The 22,808-nt window shown below is 61.6% G+C and carries 22 protein-coding genes and 1 pseudogene; 21 read left to right on the forward strand and 2 right to left on the reverse strand.

Features of this window, described 5'->3' with window-relative positions:
- Positions 1–31 precede the first annotated feature (31 nt).
- The gene (locus tag NMG70_RS18760; RefSeq protein ID WP_254025925.1) at positions 32–568 is read right to left on the reverse strand and encodes a hypothetical protein; all 537 of its coding nucleotides are present in this window, start codon (positions 566–568) and stop codon (positions 32–34) included.
- 86 nt (positions 569–654) lie between these two features.
- On the opposite strand from NMG70_RS18760, the pseudogene NMG70_RS18765 reads away from it, so the two are divergent.
- Together NMG70_RS18765 and gyrA are read left to right on the forward strand one after the other, a co-directional pair.
- A pseudogene (locus NMG70_RS18765) lies at positions 655–1,509 on the forward strand (helix-turn-helix transcriptional regulator).
- Between the two features lie 191 nt (positions 1,510–1,700).
- Positions 1,701–4,511, forward strand: coding sequence for a DNA gyrase subunit A (gyrA, locus tag NMG70_RS18770; protein WP_254025926.1), 2,811 nt, complete (start codon positions 1,701–1,703; stop codon positions 4,509–4,511).
- 61 nt (positions 4,512–4,572) lie between these two features.
- Here the strand turns inward: gyrA and NMG70_RS18775 are convergent, their stop codons facing one another.
- Positions 4,573–4,725, reverse strand: a complete 153-nt coding sequence (locus NMG70_RS18775) for a hypothetical protein (RefSeq protein ID WP_254025927.1) — start codon at positions 4,723–4,725, stop codon at positions 4,573–4,575.
- A 336-nt stretch (positions 4,726–5,061) separates the two neighbouring features.
- Between NMG70_RS18775 and coaD the strand changes: the two genes are divergently transcribed.
- The 19 genes from coaD (at position 5,062) to NMG70_RS18870 (ending at position 22,781) form a co-directional block, all read left to right on the forward strand.
- A complete protein-coding gene (gene coaD / locus NMG70_RS18780) occupies positions 5,062–5,562 on the forward strand; it encodes a pantetheine-phosphate adenylyltransferase (RefSeq protein WP_254025928.1) in 501 nt (166 codons plus the stop codon).
- Between the two features lie 74 nt (positions 5,563–5,636).
- Positions 5,637–6,227 (forward strand): peptidylprolyl isomerase, encoded by a 591-nt coding sequence (locus NMG70_RS18785; protein ID WP_254025929.1) that lies wholly within the window; start codon positions 5,637–5,639, stop codon positions 6,225–6,227.
- Between the two features lie 28 nt (positions 6,228–6,255).
- Entirely contained in the window at positions 6,256–6,768 is a 513-nt protein-coding gene (locus tag NMG70_RS18790) for a peptidylprolyl isomerase (RefSeq protein ID WP_091593716.1), read from the forward strand.
- 121 nt (positions 6,769–6,889) lie between these two features.
- A complete protein-coding gene (gene queA, locus NMG70_RS18795) occupies positions 6,890–8,002 on the forward strand; it encodes a tRNA preQ1(34) S-adenosylmethionine ribosyltransferase-isomerase QueA (RefSeq protein WP_254025930.1) in 1,113 nt (370 codons plus the stop codon).
- Entirely contained in the window at positions 7,995–9,125 is a 1,131-nt protein-coding gene (tgt, locus tag NMG70_RS18800; RefSeq protein ID WP_254025931.1) for a tRNA guanosine(34) transglycosylase Tgt, read from the forward strand. Before queA ends, tgt begins: the two co-directional genes overlap by 8 nt.
- Before the next feature lie 219 nt (positions 9,126–9,344).
- On the forward strand, positions 9,345–9,581 hold the full coding sequence (locus tag NMG70_RS18805) for an Lrp/AsnC ligand binding domain-containing protein (protein ID WP_095492825.1): 237 nt from the start codon (positions 9,345–9,347) through the stop codon (positions 9,579–9,581).
- A 419-nt stretch (positions 9,582–10,000) separates the two neighbouring features.
- Positions 10,001–11,413 (forward strand): circularly permuted type 2 ATP-grasp protein, encoded by a 1,413-nt coding sequence (locus NMG70_RS18810; RefSeq protein WP_254025932.1) that lies wholly within the window; start codon positions 10,001–10,003, stop codon positions 11,411–11,413.
- A gap of 57 nt (positions 11,414–11,470) precedes the next feature.
- Positions 11,471–11,830 carry a four helix bundle protein gene (locus NMG70_RS18815; RefSeq protein ID WP_301555169.1) on the forward strand — a complete coding sequence of 120 codons (360 nt, stop codon included), beginning with the start codon at positions 11,471–11,473 and terminating at the stop codon, positions 11,828–11,830.
- A gap of 63 nt (positions 11,831–11,893) precedes the next feature.
- Complete coding sequence (locus tag NMG70_RS18820) at positions 11,894–12,835, forward strand: alpha-E domain-containing protein (protein ID WP_254025934.1); 942 nt, start codon at positions 11,894–11,896, stop codon at positions 12,833–12,835.
- Positions 12,836–12,896: 61 nt separating this feature from the next.
- Entirely contained in the window at positions 12,897–13,691 is a 795-nt protein-coding gene (locus NMG70_RS18825; RefSeq protein ID WP_254025935.1) for a transglutaminase family protein, read from the forward strand.
- A 32-nt stretch (positions 13,692–13,723) separates the two neighbouring features.
- Positions 13,724–14,455 (forward strand): proteasome-type protease, encoded by a 732-nt coding sequence (locus NMG70_RS18830; protein WP_077384039.1) that lies wholly within the window; start codon positions 13,724–13,726, stop codon positions 14,453–14,455.
- 55 nt (positions 14,456–14,510) lie between these two features.
- Positions 14,511–15,920 carry a pyridoxal phosphate-dependent decarboxylase family protein gene (locus tag NMG70_RS18835; protein ID WP_254025936.1) on the forward strand — a complete coding sequence of 470 codons (1,410 nt, stop codon included), beginning with the start codon at positions 14,511–14,513 and terminating at the stop codon, positions 15,918–15,920.
- Positions 15,921–16,046: 126 nt separating this feature from the next.
- Positions 16,047–16,814, forward strand: a complete 768-nt coding sequence (locus NMG70_RS18840; protein WP_254025937.1) for a DeoR/GlpR family DNA-binding transcription regulator — start codon at positions 16,047–16,049, stop codon at positions 16,812–16,814.
- Between the two features lie 113 nt (positions 16,815–16,927).
- Positions 16,928–18,478, forward strand: a complete 1,551-nt coding sequence (gene glpD, locus NMG70_RS18845; protein ID WP_254025938.1) for a glycerol-3-phosphate dehydrogenase — start codon at positions 16,928–16,930, stop codon at positions 18,476–18,478.
- A 28-nt stretch (positions 18,479–18,506) separates the two neighbouring features.
- Complete coding sequence (locus NMG70_RS18850; protein ID WP_254025939.1) at positions 18,507–19,589, forward strand: ABC transporter ATP-binding protein; 1,083 nt, start codon at positions 18,507–18,509, stop codon at positions 19,587–19,589.
- A gap of 9 nt (positions 19,590–19,598) precedes the next feature.
- Positions 19,599–20,669, forward strand: a complete 1,071-nt coding sequence (locus NMG70_RS18855) for an ABC transporter ATP-binding protein (RefSeq protein ID WP_254025940.1) — start codon at positions 19,599–19,601, stop codon at positions 20,667–20,669.
- Positions 20,670–20,674: 5 nt separating this feature from the next.
- The gene (locus NMG70_RS18860) at positions 20,675–21,541 is read left to right on the forward strand and encodes a carbohydrate ABC transporter permease (protein WP_065007669.1); all 867 of its coding nucleotides are present in this window, start codon (positions 20,675–20,677) and stop codon (positions 21,539–21,541) included.
- A 112-nt stretch (positions 21,542–21,653) separates the two neighbouring features.
- Positions 21,654–22,472 carry a carbohydrate ABC transporter permease gene (locus tag NMG70_RS18865; protein WP_065007668.1) on the forward strand — a complete coding sequence of 273 codons (819 nt, stop codon included), beginning with the start codon at positions 21,654–21,656 and terminating at the stop codon, positions 22,470–22,472.
- A 27-nt stretch (positions 22,473–22,499) separates the two neighbouring features.
- The gene (locus NMG70_RS18870) at positions 22,500–22,781 is read left to right on the forward strand and encodes a DUF2160 domain-containing protein (protein WP_065007667.1); all 282 of its coding nucleotides are present in this window, start codon (positions 22,500–22,502) and stop codon (positions 22,779–22,781) included.
- Positions 22,782–22,808: the final 27 nt, after the last annotated feature.

Raw genomic sequence — 22,808 nt, forward strand, 5'->3', positions numbered from 1 at the left:
AGCAAAGCGGCGTCAGCGGAAACCGTGCAGGTCAAATGCTGGCGGCGCGTCGAGCCAGGAACTCGACTTCAAGCCGCCAAGTCGCGCCGCCGTCCTGCGAGCGTTCGCCCAGCCAGCGGAACGAATTTTCGGTAATGCCTAGAAAACTCCAGCGCACCGAGGCGCCGCTGCCGTCAGCGCCTTGCTGGACGATGGTGTCGCCCTCGGCGCGGGCGAGTTGGCGGCTGTAATACTGGGTGCGCGGATCGCTCCAGAAGATATGCCAGGCGTCGACGCCGGGGTCATAGACGCGCAGCGTCGTGCCATAGAAGGTCCAGGCGCCGAGGGAAGCCTGTGCGCCAGTGTTCCGCGCGGGCAGGATCCATACGTCCTGGATCGCGCGGCCCTCGAGCACCCAGCCGAAATGCACCTCGCCGCGCCCGGTCAGCACCTGCCCGTCTTCGAGATGGCGCGTGGCGTCGAACGTCCAGGCGCCGACGAAGCGGCCGTAAAGGTTCAGTTTCTCGGCAAGGTTCGCGGCTGGCCCGTCGCTGTGCAAGGCCTCGGCGAAGGAAGATGAATTGAACATGATTTCGGCCTCATCTTGTCAGGAGACTCGAACGAGTAGGTGGCAACAGGGTTCTGTGCTTGGGAAAAATTGCTATCTTTCAAGCCATGACAACGAGCGCGCAAACACTGGCGTCCGGACGAGGCTGGCGGGTGTCGGACGTGGTCTGCACTGCCGGCGCCGCCGATCGCCCGTTCGAGGAAGAGCATCGCAACTTCTGCGTCGCCGTGGTGACCAACGGCACCTTCCGCTACCGCGTACGCCAGGGCACGGCGATGCTGATGCCGGGCGCGCTCCTGCTCGGCAACCCTGGCACTTGCTACGAGTGTGGGCACGAGCATGGCGCCGGCGACCGCTGCCTCTCCTTCCATTTCGGGCCGGCCTATATGGAACAGATCGTCGCCGACACGCCGGGCACGATGAAGCTGGCCTTCGAGACGCCGCGACTGCCGCCCTTGCCGGCGCTGGCACCGCTGCTGGCCGAAGCGGAAGCCGCGCGCGAGATGGCCGACATCGCGGCGTTCGAGGAACTCGGTTTGCGGATTGCCGGCGCAGCCGTCGCCTCCGGCGACACGCCTGCTGCCCAGGCACCGAGCCGCCGCGACCAGTAACGTATCACGGAGGCGGTACGGCGCATCGAAAAGGATGCCGAAAGGCCGGTCTCGCTTGCCGAGCTTGCAAGCGAGACTGCGACCAGTCCCTACCATTTCCTGCGCACCTTCCGACACGTCGCGGGCATGACGCCCTACCAGTTCCTGCTGAAAACCCGGCTGCACAGGGCAGCGGTGCGGCTGCGCATGTCGGACGAGCCAATCTCGACGATCGCCTTTGAAGCGGGGTTCAACGATTTGTCGACCTTCAACCGCCGTTTCCGGCGCGTGATGGGAGAGGCGCCCGGCGCCTACCGGCTCCGGCAGCGAGGCGATAAAGCGCCGAACACATCTGCCGTTCCGGCTTTGTGAAGCAAAATTGGCCTGACAATGAGCTTTGCCGCGATGGACACGAAAAGCCCCTCGGCCATATCGTCGCAATCAGTGATATCCTTTTGAAATCACCACAAAAATCGACACTGGAAAACTGCCGCGGACGTTGGAGTTTCGACCCGGCTTCCTATATAAGCACCGGGTGATTCCCGATTAGATTGTGACCTGATTTGACCGACCAGAAGACACCGCGCGGCGCCGACGGCGGCCCCACCGGCATCGAGCCGATATCCATCATCGAGGAGATGCAGCGCTCCTATCTCGATTACGCCATGAGTGTGATCGTCAGCCGTGCGCTGCCTGATGTGCGCGACGGCCTGAAGCCGGTGCATCGCCGCATCCTCTACGCTGCCCATGAGAGTGGCTATCACTGGAACCGCAAATATGTGAAATCGGCGCGTCCGGTCGCCGACGTGATGGGTAAATACCATCCGCACGGCGACGCCTCGATCTACGACGCCCTGGTGCGCATGGCGCAGGACTGGTCGCTGCGCGTGCCGCTGATCGACGGGCAGGGCAATTTCGGCTCCATCGACGGCGATCCGCCGGCGGCGATGCGTTACACCGAATCGCGGCTGACCAAGGTCGCGCATGAGTTGCTGGAAGACATCGACAAGGACACCGTCGATTTCCAGGACACTTATGATGCGTCCGGCAGCGAACCGAAAGTGCTGCCGGCGCGCTTTCCCAATTTGTTGGTCAACGGCTCCGGCGGCATCGCCGTCGGCATGGCCACCAACATCCCGCCGCACAATCTGGGCGAAGTCTGCAACGGTGCCATTGCCCTCATCGACAATCCGGCGATCGATCTGCCGGCGCTGATGGAGATCATTCCAGGGCCGGATTTCCCGACCGGCGGCATCGTGCTCGGCCGTTCCGGCATCTACAGCGCTTATTCGACCGGCCGCGGCTCCATCGTCATGCGCGGGCGCGTCAACGTCGAGGCGCGCGGCAACGACCGTGAATCGATCGTCATCACCGAGGTTCCCTACCAGGTGAACAAGTCGTCGATGATCGAGAAGATGGCCGAGCTGGTGCGCGACAAGCGCATCGAGGGCATTTCCGATATCCGCGACGAGAGCGACCGCCAGGGCTACCGTGTGGTCATCGAACTGAAGCGCGACGCGGTCGCCGACGTCATCCTCAACCAGCTCTACCGTTTCACGCCGCTGCAGACGTCGTTCGGCGCCAATATGGTGGCGCTGAACGGCGGCAAGCCGGAATTGCTGACGCTGACCGACATGCTGAAGGCGTTCGTCGCCTTCCGCGAGGACGTGATCAGCCGGCGCACGAAATTCCTGCTGCGCAAGGCGCGCGACCGTGCCCATGTGCTGGTTGGCCTTGCCATTGCCGTCGCCAACATCGACGAGGTCATCAAGCTGATCCGCAGCGCGCCGGACCCGCAGACGGCGCGCGAGCAGTTGATGGAGCAGCGCTGGCCCTCGGGCGACGTCGAATCGCTGATCCTGCTGATCGACGATCCGCGCCACCGCATCAATGAGGACGGCACCTACAATCTGTCCGAGGAACAGGCCCGCGCCATCCTCGAACTGCGCCTGCAGCGGCTGACCGCGCTCGGCCGCGACGAGATCGCCGACGAGTTGAACACGATCGGCGACGAGATCAAGGATTACCTGGACATCCTGTCGTCGCGCGCCCGCATTCAGCAGATCGTCAAGGACGAGCTTGCCGCGGTGCGCGACGAGTTCGGCACGCCGCGCCGCACCGAGCTGTCCGAGGGCGGGGCAGATATGGAAGACGAGGACCTGATCCAGCGCGAGGACATGGTCGTGACGGTCAGCCATTCCGGTTACATCAAGCGTGTGCCGTTGTCGCTCTACCGGGCGCAGCGCCGCGGCGGCAAAGGCCGCTCCGGCATGTCGACCAAGGAAGAGGATTTCGTCACCCGGCTGTTCGTCGCCAACACGCACACGCCGGTGCTGTTTTTCTCCTCGCGCGGCATTGTCTACAAGGAAAAGGTGTGGCGCCTGCCGATCGGCAACCCGCAGTCGCGCGGCAAGGCGCTGATCAACATGCTGCCGCTGGAGCAGGGCGAACGCATCACCACCATCATGCCGCTGCCCGAGGACGAGACCAGCTGGGGCGAGCTCGACGTGATGTTCGCCACAACGCGCGGCACGGTGCGCCGTAACAAGCTGTCGGACTTCGTCCAGGTCAACCGCAACGGCAAGATCGCCATGAAGCTGGAAGAGGAAGGCGACGAGATACTCGGCGTCGAAACCTGCACCGACAATGACGACGTGCTGCTGACCGCAAGCTCCGGCCAGTGCATACGCTTTTCGGTCAGCGACGTGCGCGTTTTCCAGAGCCGCAACTCGGTCGGCGTGCGCGGCATCGCCATGGCTGCCACCGACCGGGTGATCTCGATGGCGGTGATCGAACATGTCGATGCGCCGCCGGCCGAGCGCGCCGCTTATCTCAAGCGGGTGGCGGCCGAACGGCGGCTCGCCGCCGGCATTGCGGCGGGCGAGGACGAAGACTTCCAGCTCACCAACGAGGAGGTCGGCGAGGAGACGGAGCTGTCCGACGAGCGCTACGAATTCCTTAAGGCACACGAGCAGTTCGTGCTGACGGTGACGGAATATGGCTACGGCAAGCGCTCGTCTTCCTATGATTTCCGCCTGACAGGGCGCGGCGGCAAGGGCATCCGCGCCACCGATGTGTCGAAAGTGGCTGAGATCGGCCGTCTGGTGGCGACTTTCCCGGTCGGCAATGACGACCAGATCATGCTAGTCTCGGATGGCGGCACCGTCATCCGCGTGCCGGTCAATGGCATTCGCTTCGCCAGCCGCGCCACCAAGGGCGTGACCATCTTCAACACGGCCGACGGCGAGAAGGTCGTTTCGGTGGAGCGGATATCCGAACCGCAACCGGACGAGGAAGCCGAAGAGAGTGTCGAGGGCGACGCAACTCTGGATACCGGTACTGAAGGCGTTGGCCCGGACAATAACGCCGAGTAGGTCTTGATGGGTGGGCAATGCCGGCCCGATGGACCGGCGCCGTCAACAGATAGCGGCCGGTTTAGAAGTGCCGTTGAGGATTGCGGATACCGAAGCCTCCGAACTGCTTGGCATTGGACTTGGCGCGGACGCGCTCTGCTTCCTGATGCAGCCCGAATACGGTGGCGATTAGCATGGCGACGGTCATTGCGGTGGCGAGCATGTAGATCAGCATGTGCGTGTTCTCCTGCACCTAGCAACGATCAAATGGGGTTTTGGTTTCATCTTCTGAAGCTGCAATCTAATGAACGCTGCGTGAAGCCTTCGTGATCGGCCCATTCATTGGTCGTTCATCTCGGCCAAAACGTTCACTGAAAGCGCATTGCGATTACCGTGGCTCAGGCGATGGGCTTGAAGTCCCCGTTTGGATGGATGCCGTTGTTCCAAACCGCTGCGCACCCTCGGGTCAGGCCCTGAGTCAGGCCCGAGGGCATGCTTTTGCGGCGACATGCATTGGCGGCTCGCCGATCGGATTTGCCTTTGCGAGAGAGGCTCGCTAGAAGCACCTGCCATGACCGAACGCATCGCCCTTTATGCCGGCTCCTTCGACCCGCTGACCAACGGCCATCTCGACGTGCTGAAGGCGTCGCTGGCCGTGGCGGACACCGTCTATGCGGCGATCGGCGTTCATCCGGGCAAGAAACCGCTGTTTTCGTTCGAGGAGCGGGTCGGCCTGATCGAAGCTGCGACGAAGGCCGAATTCGGTCGCGACGGCGCGCGCATCAAGGTCGTCGCTTTCGACGGGCTGGTCATCGACGCTGCCAGGAAGCAGGGCGCCTCGATCATGATCCGTGGCCTGCGCGACGGCACCGATCTCGACTACGAGATGCAGATGGCCGGTATGAACGAGACCATGGCGCCGGAACTGCAGACGGTTTTTCTGCCCGCCAGCCCTTCGGTGCGAACCATTACCGCCACACTTGTCCGTCAGATAGCCTCGATGGGCGGCGACATCCGCCCCTTCGTGCCGGCGGCCGTGGCTGGCGCACTCACCGCCAAATTCGCGAAATAATGTATGTCGCCTAAAGTGGATACCCGGTTTGGGGCAACGACCTGCGTGAAACAAAGGTTTTGGGAGAAAGATCCATGCAGCTCAAAAGGCTCGCCACCTGCTTTGTCGTTCTTTTCGGTCTTGTGACCGCATCCGTTTCGGCGTTCGCCGCCGATCCGGAAAACACGATGATCATCACGCTGAAGGACGGCGACGTGACCATCGCGCTCAGGCCCGATCTCGCGCCGAAGCATGTCGAGCAGATCAAGAAGCTGGTGCGCCAGGGCGCTTATGACAACGTCGCTTTCCACCGCGTCATCGACGGCTTCATGGCGCAAACCGGCGACGTGAAGTTCGGCAACATGAAGAACGGCTTCAGCGCCGACGCTGTCGGCACCGGCGGCTCCGATCTTCCCGACCTGCCGGCCGAATTCTCGAAGACCGAGCGCTATGAACGTGGCGTGGTCGGGATGGCCCGCTCGCAGGACCCGGATTCCGCCAATTCGCAGTTCTTCATCATGTTCGCACCGGCGCCGCCGCTCGATGGCCAGTACACCATCGTCGGCAATGTCGCGGACGGCATGGAGTTGGTGGACAAGATCAAGAAAGGCGACGCGGCGCAGAACGGGGTCGTCACCGATCCCGATCGCATGATCAAGGTGCGCATCGCCGCCGACGGCAAGTAAACCCATTTATTTCAAAGGATATTCTGACATGGCCGAGATCAAGGACCGCGAGAACGCGCTCATCATGGAAACGACCAAGGGCAAGGTCGTCATCGAACTGTTTCCCGATCTGGCGCCTGGGCATGTCGGCCGCATCAAGGAACTGGCGCGCGAAGGCGCTTATGACGGCGTGGTGTTCCACCGCGTCATCGACGGTTTCATGGCGCAGACCGGCGACGTGAAATTCGGCAATTCCAGCAAGCCCTCTTTCGCACCGGCGCGCGCCGGCACCGGCGGCTCCGACAAGCCCGACCTGAAGGCGGAGTTCTCCAACGCCAACCATGGCCGCGGCACCTGCTCGATGGCGCGCTCGCAGAACCCGAACTCGGCCAACTCGCAATTCTTCATCTGCTTCGACGATGCCGCCTTCCTCAACCGCCAATACACGGTCTGGGGCCAGGTCATTGAAGGCATGGACAATGTCGACAAGATCAAGCGCGGCGAGCCGGTGCCGGATCCCGACAAGATCGTGTCGCTGAAGGTCGCGGCCGACGTGAAATGACCTCCTGGGCTGTCGCTTCTATCACCCTGATGCTTGCAGCGGCGGCCGCTCCGGCGCTGGCGACGGAGTCGATCGTTTGCAGCCGGCGGTGACCTGCCCGGAATCTTGAGGCGGGGTTTTCTTGCGCGTCGACCTTTTCGACTTTGATCTGCCGGAGGAGTGCATCGCGCTTCGACCGGCGGAACCGCGCGACAGCGCCAAAATGCTGGTTGTCAGGCCGGGTGAGGGCTTCGAAGACCGGACGGTGCGCGAGCTGCCCTCGCTGCTCGAGACCGGTGACGTGCTGGTCTTCAACGACACCAAGGTCATTCCGGCACAGTTGAAGGGCATCAGGCGGCGCGGCGAAGCGGCGGCGCAAATCGAAGCCACGCTGCACATGCGGGTGGCGCCGGACCGCTGGCTGGCTTTCATGCGGCCGGGCAAGCGCATCGCCGCCGGTGACCGCATCCATTTCGGCCATGACGCCAACTCCTGCTTTCTCGGCCAGCTCGATGCCACGGTAATCGAGAAGGGCGAGGCCGGCGAGGCTTTGCTTGGTTTTGACCTCTCAGGTCCGTTCCTCGACGAGGCGCTGCATGCCGTCGGCCACATTCCGCTGCCGCCTTACATCGCTTCGAAGCGCGACGACGACGAACGCGACCGCAGCGACTACCAGACGATATATGCCAGGGAGGAGGGGGCTGTCGCGGCACCCACTGCCGGCCTGCATTTCACGCCCGAGCTTTTCGCCGCCCTCGATGTCAAGGGCGTCGAACGGCGCTTCGTCACCCTGCATGTCGGCGCCGGCACGTTTCTGCCGGTGAAGGTCGATGACACCGCCGATCACAAGATGCATGCCGAGATCGGTTCGGTTAGCCCGGAAACCGCCAAGGCGCTGAACGCTGCAAAGGCGCGTGGCGGGCGCATCATCGCCGTCGGCACGACATCGTTGCGCCTGCTGGAGAGCGCCGCGCGGGAGGACGGCACGCTGGCCGGATGGTCGGGTCCGACCGATATCTTCATCACGCCCGGCTATCGCTTCAAGGCCGCCGACATGCTGATGACCAATTTCCATCTGCCGCGCTCGACGCTGTTCATGCTGGTTTCGGCGTTTTGCGGTCTGGAAACGATGCGTGCTGCCTATGCGCATGCGATCGAGAACCGCTACAGGTTCTACTCCTACGGAGATGCAAGTCTGCTGTTCAAGGAGGAGAACGATGGACGCGCGCCCGGTAACAAGGAATTCAATGACTAAAGCGTTCACCTTCAAGGTTGTAGCGACCGACGGCAAAGCGCGGCGCGGCTCCATCACCATGCCGCGCGGAGAAATCCGCACGCCGGCCTTTATGCCGGTCGGCACCGGCGGCACGGTCAAGACCATGTATATGGATCAGGTGCGCGGCGTCGGCTCGGACATCATCCTTGGCAACACCTATCATCTGATGCTGCGGCCGGGCGCCGAGCGTGTGGCGCGGCTTGGCGGTCTGCATGAATTCGCCCGCTGGCCGCACCCGATCCTGACCGACAGCGGCGGCTTCCAGGTGATGTCGCTGTCGAAGCTGAGGAAACTGACCGAAAAGGGCGTCACCTTCCGCTCACATATCGACGGTGCCGCCTATGAGATGTCGCCCGAGCGCTCGATCGAAATCCAGGGACTGCTCGGCGCCGACATCCAGATGCAGCTCGACGAATGCACCGCTCTGCCGGCCATGGAGAAGGAGATCGAGCGGGCGATGGAGCTGTCGCTGCGCTGGGCCGAGCGTTGCAGGACGGCGTTCGGCGACCAGCAGGGCAAGGCGATGTTCGGCATCGTCCAGGGCGGCGACATACCGGCCCTGCGGCTGCGCTCGGCGCAGGCGCTGAAAGCGATGCACCTCAAGGGCTACGCGATCGGCGGGCTGGCAGTCGGCGAGCCGCAAGCGGTGATGCTCGAAATGCTCGACATCACCTGCCCGGAGCTGCCGGCGGACAGGCCGCGCTATCTGATGGGTGTCGGCACGCCCGACGACATATTGAAATCGGTGGCGCGCGGCATCGACATGTTCGATTGCGTGATGCCGACACGCGCCGGCCGTCATGGCCTCGCCTATACAAGGCGCGGCAAGGTGAATCTCCGCAACGCCCGCCATGCCGACGATCCGCGCCCGCTGGACGAGGAGAGCGACTGCCCGGCCGCCAGAGATTATTCACGCGCCTACCTGCACCATCTGGTTCGCTCGCAAGAGGCGCTGGGAGCGATGCTTCTGACCTGGAACAATCTTTCCTACTATCAGAGGCTGATGCAGGATATTCGTGTCGCCATCGAAGCCGGTATCTTTGGGGCGCGGGCGGCAGAGATTTCCGAAGGCTGGGCTAGGGGCGATATCCCGGCGATGTGATCGAGCCCTCAGGTGCTCAGCGAAGTGGATGCGCGCAGGCACAGCATGCGCTTGGCAGAGCTTCACGGTTTCAGCACCCCGCGAACATTCGCCGGTTGGCTGCAGTTAAGCTTCTTCCTCCATGTCGGGTTCCGCCTGAGCGCGTCCTGATGCTTGAAAGCCTGGCGGCAGTCTGCCACAAGGGCGGCCTATGCGTGCAAGCTTGAGCAGGACCGGACAATGAAGGCATTTTTCGTGCAGATAAAGTGCGATCTGGGCAAGTCCTATGACGTTGCCGGCGCGTTGGCCGATGCCGAGATCGCCTCGGAAATCTACTCGACAGCCGGTGACTACGATCTGCTCGCCAAATTCTATGTCGACGACGAGGAAGACATCGGCCACTTCGTCAACGAGAAGGTGCAGATTCTTCCAGGCATCAAGGACACGTTCACAGTCGTCACCTTCCGCGCGTTCTGAGAGACCGTTTGGAAACTCTACTCTGGCGGCCATCTCATGGCGTTTTCTGCGCTTCCGGTGCTCACGGACCAGCGCATGACCCCGGAAACCGATTTCGGTTTCCGGAAAAGGATCATGCGCAAGTGCAAAGTGCTAGAGCGTCCTTGCGCGTCCAATTGGACGCGCAGCGCTCTAATGTTTGCTGCGCGCCGATCCTCGAAACCACCACCATATGACTCGCCAGAGCGAATTTCGAAACAGTCTCTGAGCGGCGCCTGCCGCCTGCCCGGGCACAAGGCAAAGCCTGACCCAGCCATATCGGCGCTGCCCTAATTTTAGGCAGGTCGCGACATACTGATCGCCAGCATCCTCCAAATCACCGATTGCGCTTGATTTTCTCCGGTGACGCCAGTGAAATGGCCTGACAGGGGAGTATGCGATTGGCAGCGTTCGACGAAATGCTTCCGGAAGTCTCCGGATTGAGAAAACCGTATTCGGCTTACGATCGCTGGCTGAAGGAGCAGGATCCGGCCAGGCTTACCGAGAAGATGCAGGATGCCGAACGCGTCTTTCGCAAGACCGGCATCACCTTTGCCGTTTATGGCGAGCAGGAAGCGTCGGAGCGGCTAATCCCGTTCGACATCGTTCCGCGCATCATTTCCGGCAATGAATGGCGACGGCTGACGCAAGGCATCGAGCAGCGCGTCCAGGCGCTGAACGCCTTTCTCGACGATATCTACCACCGCCAGGAGATTTTGCGCGCCCGTCGCATCCCCAAGGAATTGATCGCCAGGAACGAGGCGTTCCTGCCGGAGATGATCGGAGTGCGGCCGCCGGCCGGCGTCTACACCCATATCATCGGCGTCGATATCGTTCGCATCAGCGAGAACGAATTCTACGTGCTGGAGGACAATGCGCGCACGCCGTCCGGCGTCTCCTACATGCTGGAGAACCGCGAGACGATGATGCAGCTCTTTCCCGAGCTGTTCCAGCAGATCAAGGTGAGGCCGGTGGAAAACTATCCGCAGCTCTTGCGCCAGTCGCTGGCGGCAGTGCGGCCGCAAAGCACCAAGGGGGCGCCGACCATTGCCGTGCTGACGCCGGGCAGCTTCAACTCCGCCTATTTCGAACATGCCTTCCTTGCCGACCAGATGGGCGTGCAGCTTGTCGAGGGGCAGGATCTGCGCGTCGTCGATGGCCACGTCGCGATGCGCACGACCGAAGGCTACAAGCAGATCGACGTGCTTTATCGAAGGGTGGACGATTCTTTTCTCGATCCGCTGACCTTCCGCCCGGACTCGGCACTGGGTGTGCCGGGCATCATGGATGTCTACCGTGCCGGCAACATCACCATCGCCAATGCGCCGGGAACCGGTATCGCCGACGACAAGGCGATCTATTCCTACATGCCCGAGATCGTCGAATTCTACACCGGCCGCAAGGCGATCCTCGGCAACATCCCGACCTGGCGTTGCTCGGAGCCGGACAGCCTGAAATACGTGCTCGAACATATCGACGAGCTGGTGGTGAAGGAGGTGCATGGCTCCGGCGGCTACGGCATGCTGGTCGGGCCGGCGGCGACCAAGAAGGAATGCGAGGATTTTTCCAAGAAACTCGCGGCAAGACCGTCGAACTACATCGCCCAGCCGACGTTGGCGCTGTCGACCTGTCCGATCCTGACCGACAAAGGGCTGGCGCCGCGCCATGTCGATCTCAGGCCCTACGTGCTGGTATCTGATCGGATCCAGATCGTGCCGGGCGGGCTGACGCGTGTGGCGCTGAAGGAAGGCTCGCTTGTGGTCAATTCGTCCCAGGGCGGCGGGACGAAGGATACGTGGGTGCTGGATGATTAGAATTGGGAAGTAGCGAGTAGGGAATAGCGAGTAGCGAATAGGGGGTGTGCGACGGCGATCAATTCTTACAGAGACCTGATTGTTTGGAAGGCAGCCTTCGAATTGGCGGTAGATTGTTATTCCGTGACGACAGCGTTCCCGAGCAAGGAAGCATACCGAATGACCTCTCAGATAAGGCGCTCGGCGGCGTCAATCGCAGCAAACATCGCGGAGGGTCACGGACGAGAAAATACGGGAGCCTTCATTCAATTTCTGCGCATTGCTCAAGGTTCCCTGAAAGAATTGGAAACGCACCTGATCTTGTCCGGGAGAGTGGGCTTGATGGTTGAGAAAGAGGGTGGTCGGTTGCTTAACCAAACCGAGGAGATCGGGACAATATTGCGTTCGATGATCAGGAGTCTGCAACAAAAGTCATGAAGTCTTTTTTCCGCTATTCGCTATTCGCTATTCGCTATTCGCTCGACATCGAGGCAGATTGAGATGCTTCTCGGCCGCACCGCCAACGGACTCTACTGGATGAACCGCTACATCGAGCGGGCGGAAAACATGGCGCGGCTGGTCGATGCCGGGCTGCGCATGGCGCTGACCCGAACCCAGAACGCTTCCGAAGAGTGGAATTCGGTGCTGCTCAGTGCTGGTTCGGACGCTGCCTTCACGCAGAAGTATTCCGACTATACCGCCGCCAACGTTGCCGATTTCCTGCTGCGCGACACAGGGAACCCGTCAAGCACGATGACGTCGATCGAAACCGCCCGCAACAATGCCCGCATGGTGCGCACCGCCCTGACGCGCGAAACCTGGGAAAGCATCAACGAGGCCTGGATGTCGCTGAAGCGCATGCTGGCCAAGCCGATCGACGAACGCGACCTGCCCAGCGTGCTCGACGCGATCAAGCGCGAAACGGCGCTGATCCGCGGCGCGTTCTACGGCACCATGCTGCGCAACGAGATCTTCGATTTCTCGCAGCTCGGCACCTATGTCGAACGCGCCGACAATACGGCACGTATTCTGGACGTGAAATACTACGTGCTGTTGCCGTCGATCTCGTGGGTCGGCTCCACGCTCGACAACTACCAGTGGGAATCGATCCTGCGCTCGGTGTCGGCGCACCGCTCCTATCGCTGGGTCTACGAAGCCGACTACAAGCCGAGCAACATTGCCGACTATCTGATCCTCAACGTTCGCATGCCCCGTTCACTGACCTTCTGCTACCGTTTCCTGACGGAGCACCTGAAATTCCTGGGCGATGATTATGGCGAGCGCCATGCCTGTCATGTGACAGCCGGCAAGACCCAGGCCATGCTGTCCGCCGGCTCGATCAAGGACATATTCGACGCCGGCTTGCATGAATTCCTGGCCAATTTCATCCGCGACAACATCAGGCTCGGCGACGAGATCGCGCAGGACTACAGGTTTTATTGAGCATGATCTCGGAAAGTGGAAGCCGATTTCCGGAAACGATCTTGCTCAGGGGACGAGAGCAATGCGGCTGAAGATCACCCACAGGACTGAGTACCGCTACGACGCGCCGGTGCACTATCTGTTGCAGCGGCTGCGGCTGCTTCCAGCCAGCGGACCGACGCAGACCGTCTTGTCGTGGGCGCTGAAGATCGAAGGGGCGCGCGAAGAAGTGCGCTTCACCGACCATTTCGGCAACGACACGCGGCTTTTGAGCGTCGAAGGTGACCGCGATTACATCACCGTCGAGGCATCGGGCGAGGTTGTGACGCGCGACACATCAGGCGTCTCCGGGCCACATCAGGGGTTCGCGCCGCTGTGGCTGTTTGCCCAACAAACGCCGTTGACCACGATCGGCGGCGGCATTCGCGAACTCGCGGCCTCGGTCGGCGAGGGGGCCGATATCGAAAGATTGCACCGGCTGATGGCGGTGATCGGCGAACGCGTCGCGTATACGCCGGGCACCACCAACGCAGCGACCCCGGCCGAGGACGCGCTGGCGCTCAAGACCGGCGTCTGCCAGGACCACAGCCACATCTTTGCCGCCGCCGCGCGGGCCATGGGGTTTCCGGCCCGCTACGTCAGCGGCTATTTGATGATGGATGCGGCGGTCGAGCAGGCGGCGAGCCATGCCTGGGCCGAAGCGCATGTTGCGGGCCTTGGCTGGGTCGCGTTCGATGTCGCCAACGGCATTTCCCCCGACGAACGCTATGTGAAGGTGGCAACCGGCCGTGATTACCGCGACGCCACGCCCGTATCGGGAATTCGACTGGGACAAGCGGAAGAACAGCTTGCGGTGACCGTCACCGTGGAGCAGTAATCCCCGGCAAGGTTTGCTGCCAAAGGGATTCGATGACCTATTGCGTCGGCTTGAAGATCGATCGTGGGCTCGTGTTCATGTCGGACACACGCACCAATGCCGGCATGGATTCGATCTCGACCTTCAAGAAGATGCATGTCTGGGAGGAGCCGGGCGAGCGCGTCATTGTGCTGATGTCGGCCGGCAATCTGGCGACGACGCAAGCTGTCGTCAGTCTGCTCGACGAACGCACCAAGGCGGTGGCCGATCGCCACGCGACACTGCTTGAAACGCCGTCCATGTACCAGACGGTGCGGCTGGTCGGCGACACCGTCAAGGAAGTCATCGCCAGTTCGTCGCCGGCGGGCGAAAAGGCCGATTCTTACTTCAATGCCTCCTTCATCCTCGGCGGCCAGATCAAGGGCAGCGCGCCGCGGCTGTTCATGATCTATCCGGAAGGCAATTTCATCGAATCGACTGAAGACACGCCGTTTTTCCAGATCGGCGAGACCAAATACGGCAAGCCGATCATCATCCGCGCCTATGAAAAGGCGATGAGTTTCGCCGAGACGGTGAAACTGCTGCTGGTGTCGTTCGACTCGACACTGAAATCGAACCTGTCGGTCGGTCTGCCGCTCGACCTGCTGTTCTACGAAAAGGATGCCTTCAAGGTCAGCCTGAAGAAGCGGATAGCCCAGGACGACCAATATTATCGGACGATTTCGGACGGCTGGTCGAACGCGCTGAAGGCTGCTTTTGCGAGCCTGCCTGACTTTCCCGAGTGAAAGCCTCCGTTTTTCGTGCTCTTTGATCGCTGGACCGGATGCGACGGAGAGCAAGATGAATAGCAACGAATTTCGGGAATGGTCGCTGCGCGCGGCCGAATGGGGTGCCGACTACAGGAGCACACTTCGCGAAAGACCGGTGCGGCCGCTCGTCGAGCCGGGCGAAATCTCTAGAAGCATCGACGTCTCGCCGCCGGAACATGGCGAAACGATGCAGGCAATCTTCGCCGACTTCGAGCGAAAAATCCTGCCGGGCATGACGCATTGGCAGCATCCGCGCTTCTTCGCCTATTTCCCGGCCAATGCCGCACCGGTCTCGGTGTTGGCGGAATATCTGGTTTCGGTGATGGCCGCGCAATGCATGCTCTGGCAAACTTCGCCGGCAGCGACCGAACTCGAGACGCGCGTCGTCGACTGGATGCGTCAGGCGCTTCGTCTGCCGGAAGGGTTTTCCGGCGTCATGCAGGATTCGGCATCGTCGGCGACGCTGGCCGCCGTGCTGACCATGCGCGAGCGCGCGCTCGACTGGCAGGGCAACAAGAAGGGCCTGCAAGGCCAGCCGATACTGCGCGTCTATTCTTCCGATCAGGTCCACACCTCCATCGACCGGGCGATCTGGGTGGCGGGCGTCGGCGAGGACAATCTCGTGCGCATTCCGGTTGCCGGCCGCTTCCGCGCCATGGATGTCGCAGCTCTCGAAGCGGCTATCGTCGCCGACCGGCAAGCGGGCATGCTGCCGGCCGGCATCATCGCGTGCGTCGGCGGCACCAGCACCGGCGGCACCGATGACATCGCCGAAGTTGCCGCTGTGGCAAGGCGGCACGGCCTCTATCTGCATGTCGATGCCGCCTGGGCCGGATCGGCGATGATATGTCCGGAATACCGGCATTTCTGGGCGGGCGTGGAGCAGGCGGATTCCATTGTCTTCAACCCGCACAAATGGCTGGGCGCGCAGTTCGACTGCTCGATGCAGTTCATCCGCCGGCCGGACGACCTGGTGCGGACGCTGGCCATAAAACCGGATTACCTAAAGACGCATGGGCGCGACGGCATCATCAACTATTCCGAATGGTCGGTGCCGCTCGGGCGGCGCTTTCGCGCACTAAAACTCTGGTTCCTGCTGCGCGCCCACGGACTGGAAAATCTGCGGACCATGATTCGCAACCATGTCGCCTGGAGCGAAGGGCTGGCCGAGCGGCTGGCCAAGGAACCGGATTTCGAGATCGTCTCGGAGCCGATGCTGTCGCTGTTCTCGTTCCGGCATTTGGTGGCCGGCACCGAATCGAACCAACACAACCTACGGTTGGTCAACGCGATCAACGATGATGGCCGCATCTACCTGACGCAGACACGGGTGGACGGGCAGGTCGCGATCCGCTTTCAGGTCGGTCAGTTCGAGACGACGGCGGCGGATGTCGACACGGCGTTCATGGTCATCACCGAAATCGCCCGCAGGCTGGCCTGAAATTGGCCGGCAAAGTTGCGTCGAGGTTTGTCCTTGGACGCATGTAATTTCATTAGCCGGCTTACGCCTTTTCATCACTTTCGTTTTCCGCTATAGACAAAAAAAACGAAAACGGGAGCTTCCCCAATGTATCTGTCGCCGCGTCATGCCGAAATCATCCAGATGGCCAAGGACAATGGCCGCGTGCTGGTCGACGATCTGGCAACGCATTTCAACGTGACGCCGCAGACCATCCGCAAGGACCTTAACGATCTGTGCGACCAGCGACTGCTTTCCCGAATCCATGGCGGGGCGCTGTTCCCGTCCGGCATCGAGAACATGGAATATGAGGCGAGGCGCAAGATCGCCGCCGACGAGAAGGAGGCGATCGGCCGCGCCGCAGCCAGGCTGATCCCGGACAACGCCTCGCTGTTCATCAATATCGGCACCACGACGGAGTCGGTCAGCAAGGCGCTTCTCGATCATGCCGGCCTGATGGTCATCACCAATAATATCAATGTTGCCAACAGGATGCGCATATATCCTTCGATCGAAGTCGTTATTGCCGGCGGCGTCGTGCGTGGCTCCGACGGCGGTGTGGTCGGCGAGGCGGCGGTCGATTTCATCAGGCAGTTCAAAGTCGACTACGCGGTGATCGGCGCCTCGGCGATCGATCATGACGGTGCGTTGCTCGATTTCGATTTTCGCGAAGTGAAGGTGGCGCAGGCGATCATCGCGAATGCCCGGCATGTCATCCTCGTTTCCGACCAGACCAAGTTCGAGCGGACGGCGCCGGTTCGCATCGGCCACCTATCGCAGGTCAACACCTTCATCACCGACCGCTGCGACATCCCGTCGGTTCGCAAGATCTGCCAGGAAGCAGAGGTCCAACTGATCGAAACCTCGCTCTCCTAGATGGTGCCGTTGATGGTGCCGTAGCGAAACTCCTGCTGTTTATATTTCGTTTGACATTCGTTCCTATTTCGAAATAATCCCGACAAGGTTTCTCAAAGCCTAAAAATGCTGCAATGCGAAATCCGGGAGGACTTTTTGTGAGCGCACCCCCGATCCATGACATCTTCGTCATCGGTGGCGGTATCAACGGCTGCGGCATTGCCCGCGATGCGGTTGGGCGCGGCTTCTCAGTCTTCCTTGCCGAGATGAACGATCTGGCCAGCGGCACGTCCTCGGGCTCGACCAAACTGATCCATGGCGGCTTGCGCTATCTGGAGTTCTATGAGTTCCGCCTGGTGCGCGAGGCGCTGATGGAGCGCGAGATCCTCTGGAAGAACGCGCCGCACATCATCTGGCCGATGCGCTTCGTGCTGCCCTATGCCAAGGGCCTGCGCCCGGCCTGGCTGATCAGGCTCGGCCTTTTCCTTTACGACCACATTGGCGGGCGCAAATTGCTGCCGGCGACCAAGACGCTGGATATGGCAAACGACCCAGCCGGCAAGCCGCTGAAGCCGTTGTTTCGCAAGGCCTTCGAGTATTCGGACGGCTGGGTCAACGATGCACGGCTGGTGGCGTTGAACGCCCGCGACGCCGCCGATCGCGGCGCAACGATCCGAACCCGCACGAAAGTCGCCGGCGCACGCCGTGAAGGCGAGTTTTGGACGGTCAGGCTGGAAAACACGCGGACCGGCGACACCGAGGAGGTCAAGGCGCGGCTTTTGGTCAACGCCGCCGGCCCATGGGTCGATCACGTGCTGTCGGCTACCGTCGGCTTGAACGACGTGCACAATGTCCGGCTGGTACAGGGGAGCCATATCGTCATCAGCAAGAAATTCGACGATCCGCGTGCCTATTTCTTTCAGAACAAGGATGGCCGCATCATCTTTGCCATCCCCTACGAGGAAGAGTTCACGCTGATCGGCACCACCGACCAGGACTTTTCCGGCGACCCGCACGACGTGAAGATCAGCGATGCCGAGATCGATTACCTCTGTGCTGCGGCGAGTGAATATTTCGCGCAACCGGTCAAGCGCTCCGACATCGTCTGGACCTATTCCGCCGTGCGCCCGCTTTATGACGACGGCGCCTCGAAGGCCCAGGAAGCGACCCGCGATTATGTGCTGAAGACCGACGGCGGCGATGGCACGGCGCCGATCATCAACACCTTCGGCGGCAAGATCACCACCTATCGCCGGCTGTCGGAATCGATGCTCGAGAAAATCGAGGGTTTTCTCGGCAAGCGCGGCAAGCCGTGGACGGCAAACGCGCCGCTGCCGGGCGGCGATTTCCCGGCGAGCGGCTTCGACGCCGAAGTGGCGAAACTGAAAACGGCCTATCCGTTCCTCGATGCGCGTCTGGCGCGCCGCCTGACCCGGCTTTACGGGACTCGCGCAAGGATGCTGCTGGGCCTCGCCAGATCGAATGCCGATCTTGGCCGCAACTTTGGCGCCGATCTCTACGAGGCCGAGGTGCGCTACCTCGTTCAAAATGAATGGGCGGTGACGGCCGAAGATGTATTGTGGCGCAGGACCAAGCGCGGCCTGCATCTGAGCCGCGAGCAGGCGGCAGCGCTCGACGAATTCATGCGCGGGATAAGCCGGCGCCATGTCGCGGCTGCTGAATAGTCATGCAGAAAGCCTGGGAGGAGGCATCATGCTGGAACTGAGAAACGTGACGAAGACGGTCGGGGCGACGGAGCATATACGCGATGTCTCGCTGACGCTTCAGCACGGCTCGCTCAACGTCCTTCTCGGGCCGACGCTTGCCGGCAAGACCAGCCTGATGCGGCTGATGGCCGGCCTTGATGTGCCGACATCCGGCTCGGTCTGGTTCGATGGCAAGGATGTCACCGGCATCCCGGTGCAGAAGCGCAACGTCGCCATGGTCTACCAGCAGTTCATCAACTATCCGGCGATGACCGTTTACGAGAACATCGCTTCGCCGCTGAGGGTGGCCGGTGCCGAGCGGGCAAAGATCGACAAGGAGGTGCGCAATGCCGCAGCCCTTCTCAAGCTGACGCCCTTCCTCGACCGCACGCCGCTCAGCCTTTCCGGCGGCCAGCAGCAGCGCACCGCGCTGGCGCGCGCCATCGTCAAGAACGCCAGCCTCGTGCTGCTCGACGAGCCGCTCGCCAACCTCGACTACAAGCTGCGCGAGGAGTTGCGCGCGGAGTTGCCGAAGATCTTCGCGGCGACCGGCACCATCTTCGTCTACGCCACGACCGAGCCGCACGAAGCCTTGCTGCTCGGCGGCAACACGGCGACGCTTTCCGAAGGCCGCATTACTCAGTTCGGCCCGACGATCGACGTCTTCCGCAGGCCGAACGACCTCGTCACGGCCAGGACGTTCGCCGATCCGCCGCTCAACACGATCGTGCTGAAGAAGAGCGGTTCGAGCTTCCTTCTTGATGGTGGGGTGAGCCTCCCGGTGCCGGCTGAACTCGCCGGTATTGCCGATACGAGTTACACGATCGGCTTCCAGCCCCACCATCTCTCCCTTGCCCGGCCGAGCCCGTCGGCGGTGGCGGTGAGAGCAAAGGTGTCGGTCACCGAGATCACCGGTTCTGAAAGCTTTGTGCATCTCGACTTCGCCGATGTCCGCTGGGTCATGCTGGAGCACGGCATCCAGGTGTTCGAGCCGGACCAGACCATCGAGGTATTCATCGACCCGCGGCACATCATGGTGTTCGACGCGAATGGCCGCTCGGCCACGCCGACACAGATGCTGGCGGCTTGAGGAGGGCACATGGCGCGCATCGACTGCCATCACATCCGCCACGCCTACGGGCCGCATCCGAAGTCGGACAAGGACTATGCGCTGAAGGAGGTGCATCACGCCTTCGAGGACGGCGGCGCCTATGCGCTGCTCGGGCCGTCGGGCTGCGGCAAGACCACGCTGCTCAACATCATTTCCGGCTTGTTGTATCCGTCGCACGGCGAGCTTCTGTTCGACGGCAAGGACGTGACCAATCTGTCGACGCAGGAGCGCAACATAGCTCAGGTGTTCCAGTTCCCGGTCATCTACGACACCATGACCGTCTACGACAATCTGGCCTTCCCGCTGCGCAACCGCGGCGTTCCGGAACCCGACGTCGACCGCAAGGTGCGCGATACCCTGGAAATGACCGGTCTGGCCGACATGGCCAAGAGAAGGGCGAGGGGGCTGACCGCTGACCAGAAGCAGAAGATATCGCTCGGACGCGGGTTGGTGCGCTCCGATGTCAACGCGATCCTGTTTGACGAGCCGCTGACCGTCATCGACCCGCATATGAAGTGGGTGCTGCGCTCGCAGTTGAAGCAGTTGCACAGGCGCTTCGGTTTCACCATGGTCTACGTCACGCACGACCAGACCGAGGCGCTCACCTTCGCCGAAAACGTCGTCGTCATGTATGAGGGCGAGATCGTGCAGATCGGCTCTCCGGCCGAACTGTTCGAGCGCCCCAAGCATACCTTCGTCGGCTATTTCATCGGCTCGCCGGGCATGAACGTCATGCCGGTCGCGGTCGAAGGCAGGAGTGCGCGGCTCGGCAGCCAGACGATCGAATTGCCGGGCGCACCTAAAGCTGGGACCACAGGCGTGATCGAACTTGGCATCCGCCCCGAATATGTCAGGCTTGGCGCCAGCGGCATGCCTGTTTCAATCCGCAAGGTCGAGGATATCGGCCGCCACAAGGTGGTGCGCGCCAGTTTCGAAGGCCGCGACATCGCGGCGATCGTCGGCGAGGACGAGGTCATTCCCGCCGATCCGAAGATCGCTTTCGACCCGGCGGGAATCAATATCTATGCCGATTCCTGGCGCGTCGAGATGGGAGGCTGAACTCCATGGATAAGACCTGGAACAACAAGGCGTGGTTCATGGTGCTCCCGGTGCTGGTGCTGGTGGCGTTCAACGCAATCATCCCGCTGATGACGGTGGTCAACTATTCAGTTCAGGAGACGTTCGGAAACAACCTGTTCTTCTTTGAAGGCGTTAAGTGGTTCCAGGAAGTGCTTAATTCGCCGCGCTTCCACGCATCGCTCCTGCGCCAGTTCGCCTTCACCGGGTTAATCCTGCTGATCGAGGTGCCGCTGGGCGTGGCGGTGGCGCTTGCCATGCCGCGTTCCGGCCCATGGGTCGCGGTCTGCCTGGTGTTGATGTCGCTGCCGTTGCTGATCCCATGGAATGTCGTCGGCGCTATGTGGAACATCTTTGCGCTGCCGGACATCGGGCTGCTCGGCTATGTTATCAACGCGATGGGCATCAGCTACAATTTCACCAGCCAGCCGCTGTCGGCGTGGTTCACCGTCGTCCTGATGGACGTATGGCATTGGACCTCGCTGGTGGTGCTGCTTGCCTATGCAGGCCTCGTCTCGATACCCGACGCCTACTATCAGGCTGCAAAGATTGACGGTGCATCACGTTGGTCGGTGTTCCGCTTTATCCAGCTGCCCAAGATGAAGCGCGTGCTGACCATTGCCATGCTGCTGCGGTTCATGGATTCCTTCATGGTCTACACTGAACCGTTCGTACTGACAGGCGGGGGACCGGGCAATGCCACGACCTTCCTGTCGATCGATCTTGTCAAGGCAGCGCTCGGCGAATTCAACCTCGGAATCGCGGCGGCCATGAGCATCATCTACTTCCTGATGACGCTGCTGGTGTCGTGGCTCTTCTACACCCTGATGACCCAATCCGAAGCGGAGGGCTGAGATGACATCGGTGAAGGAAGGCCTTGGGGATAAAAGGGGCGACATTTTGATGCGAGAGCAGACAACGCCGCCACCGGCGTCGAATGCGGCGGGTCTCCAGTCGGCGAGCGTAATGAGCGGACGCGGCCGGGAGGCGCGCTTCCTTTGGCTCGTGCCGACGGTCTACATCATCTTCCTGATGCTGCCGATCTACTGGCTGCTCAACATGTCGTTCAAGACGACAAACGAAATCCTCGGCGGCTTTTCATTGTGGCCACGCAGTTTCACGGTGGCAAGCTATGTCGAGATCCTCACCAACCCCGTTTGGTACAATGGCTACATCAGCTCCATCAGCTATGTATTTATCAACACTGCGATTTCGGTCAGCGTGGCGCTGCCCGCTGCCTATGCCTTCTCGCGCTACCGCTTCCTTGGGGACAAGCACCTGTTCTTCTGGCTGCTGACCAACCGCATGGCGCCTCCGGCGGTTTTCGCGCTGCCCTTTTACCAGCTCTACTCGGCCATCAATCTCTTCGACACGCCATGGGCCGTTGCGCTGGCGCACTGCCTGTTCAACATACCGCTCGCAGTGTGGATTCTCGAAGGTTTCATGTCCGGAGTGCCGAAGGAGATCGACGAGACGGCCTTCATAGACGGCTATTCCTGGCCGCGGTTCTTCGTGAAGATATTCATGCCGCTGATCGCTTCCGGCATCGGTGTCACGGCGTTCTTCTGCTTCATGTTCTCTTGGGTCGAGCTGTTGCTCGCCAAGACGCTGACATCTGTCGCCGCGAAGCCGATCGCCGCCGTGATGACCCGGACGGCGAGCACATCGGGCTACGAACTCGGATTGCTGGCGGCCGCCGGCGTGCTCACCATCGTTCCGGGCGCGATCGTCATCTGGTTCGTCCGGAACTATATCGCCAAGGGGTTTGCGCTCGGCCGCGTCTAGCGGCAGCGCGGGGAAGGAGTAAAGACGATGGATCTGTCATGGATGGCCTGGACTTGGCAGACCGCCACCTTCTTTGGCGTGATCCTGCTTCTTCTGGTCGGAATGACCGTGTGGGAGTGGGCCAGTCCTGGCGGAGCGCCGCGCCATGGCGTTCTCGGGCTCGACACTACGCGTGGCGACCGACTGTTCATTTCGCTGCTAGGCAGCGCCTACATCCATCTCGCTTGGCTGGGTCTTGTTGGACCCAACCTGTGGTGGGCACTCGCCCTCTCGATCGTCTACGCCATCGGCGTTTTTCGATTCGTCTAGGGGGAGAAACTGTTGGAGCGGCCGCGC

Source organism: Mesorhizobium ventifaucium, from assembly GCF_935822925.1.
Lineage (GTDB): Bacteria > Pseudomonadota > Alphaproteobacteria > Rhizobiales > Rhizobiaceae > Mesorhizobium > Mesorhizobium ventifaucium.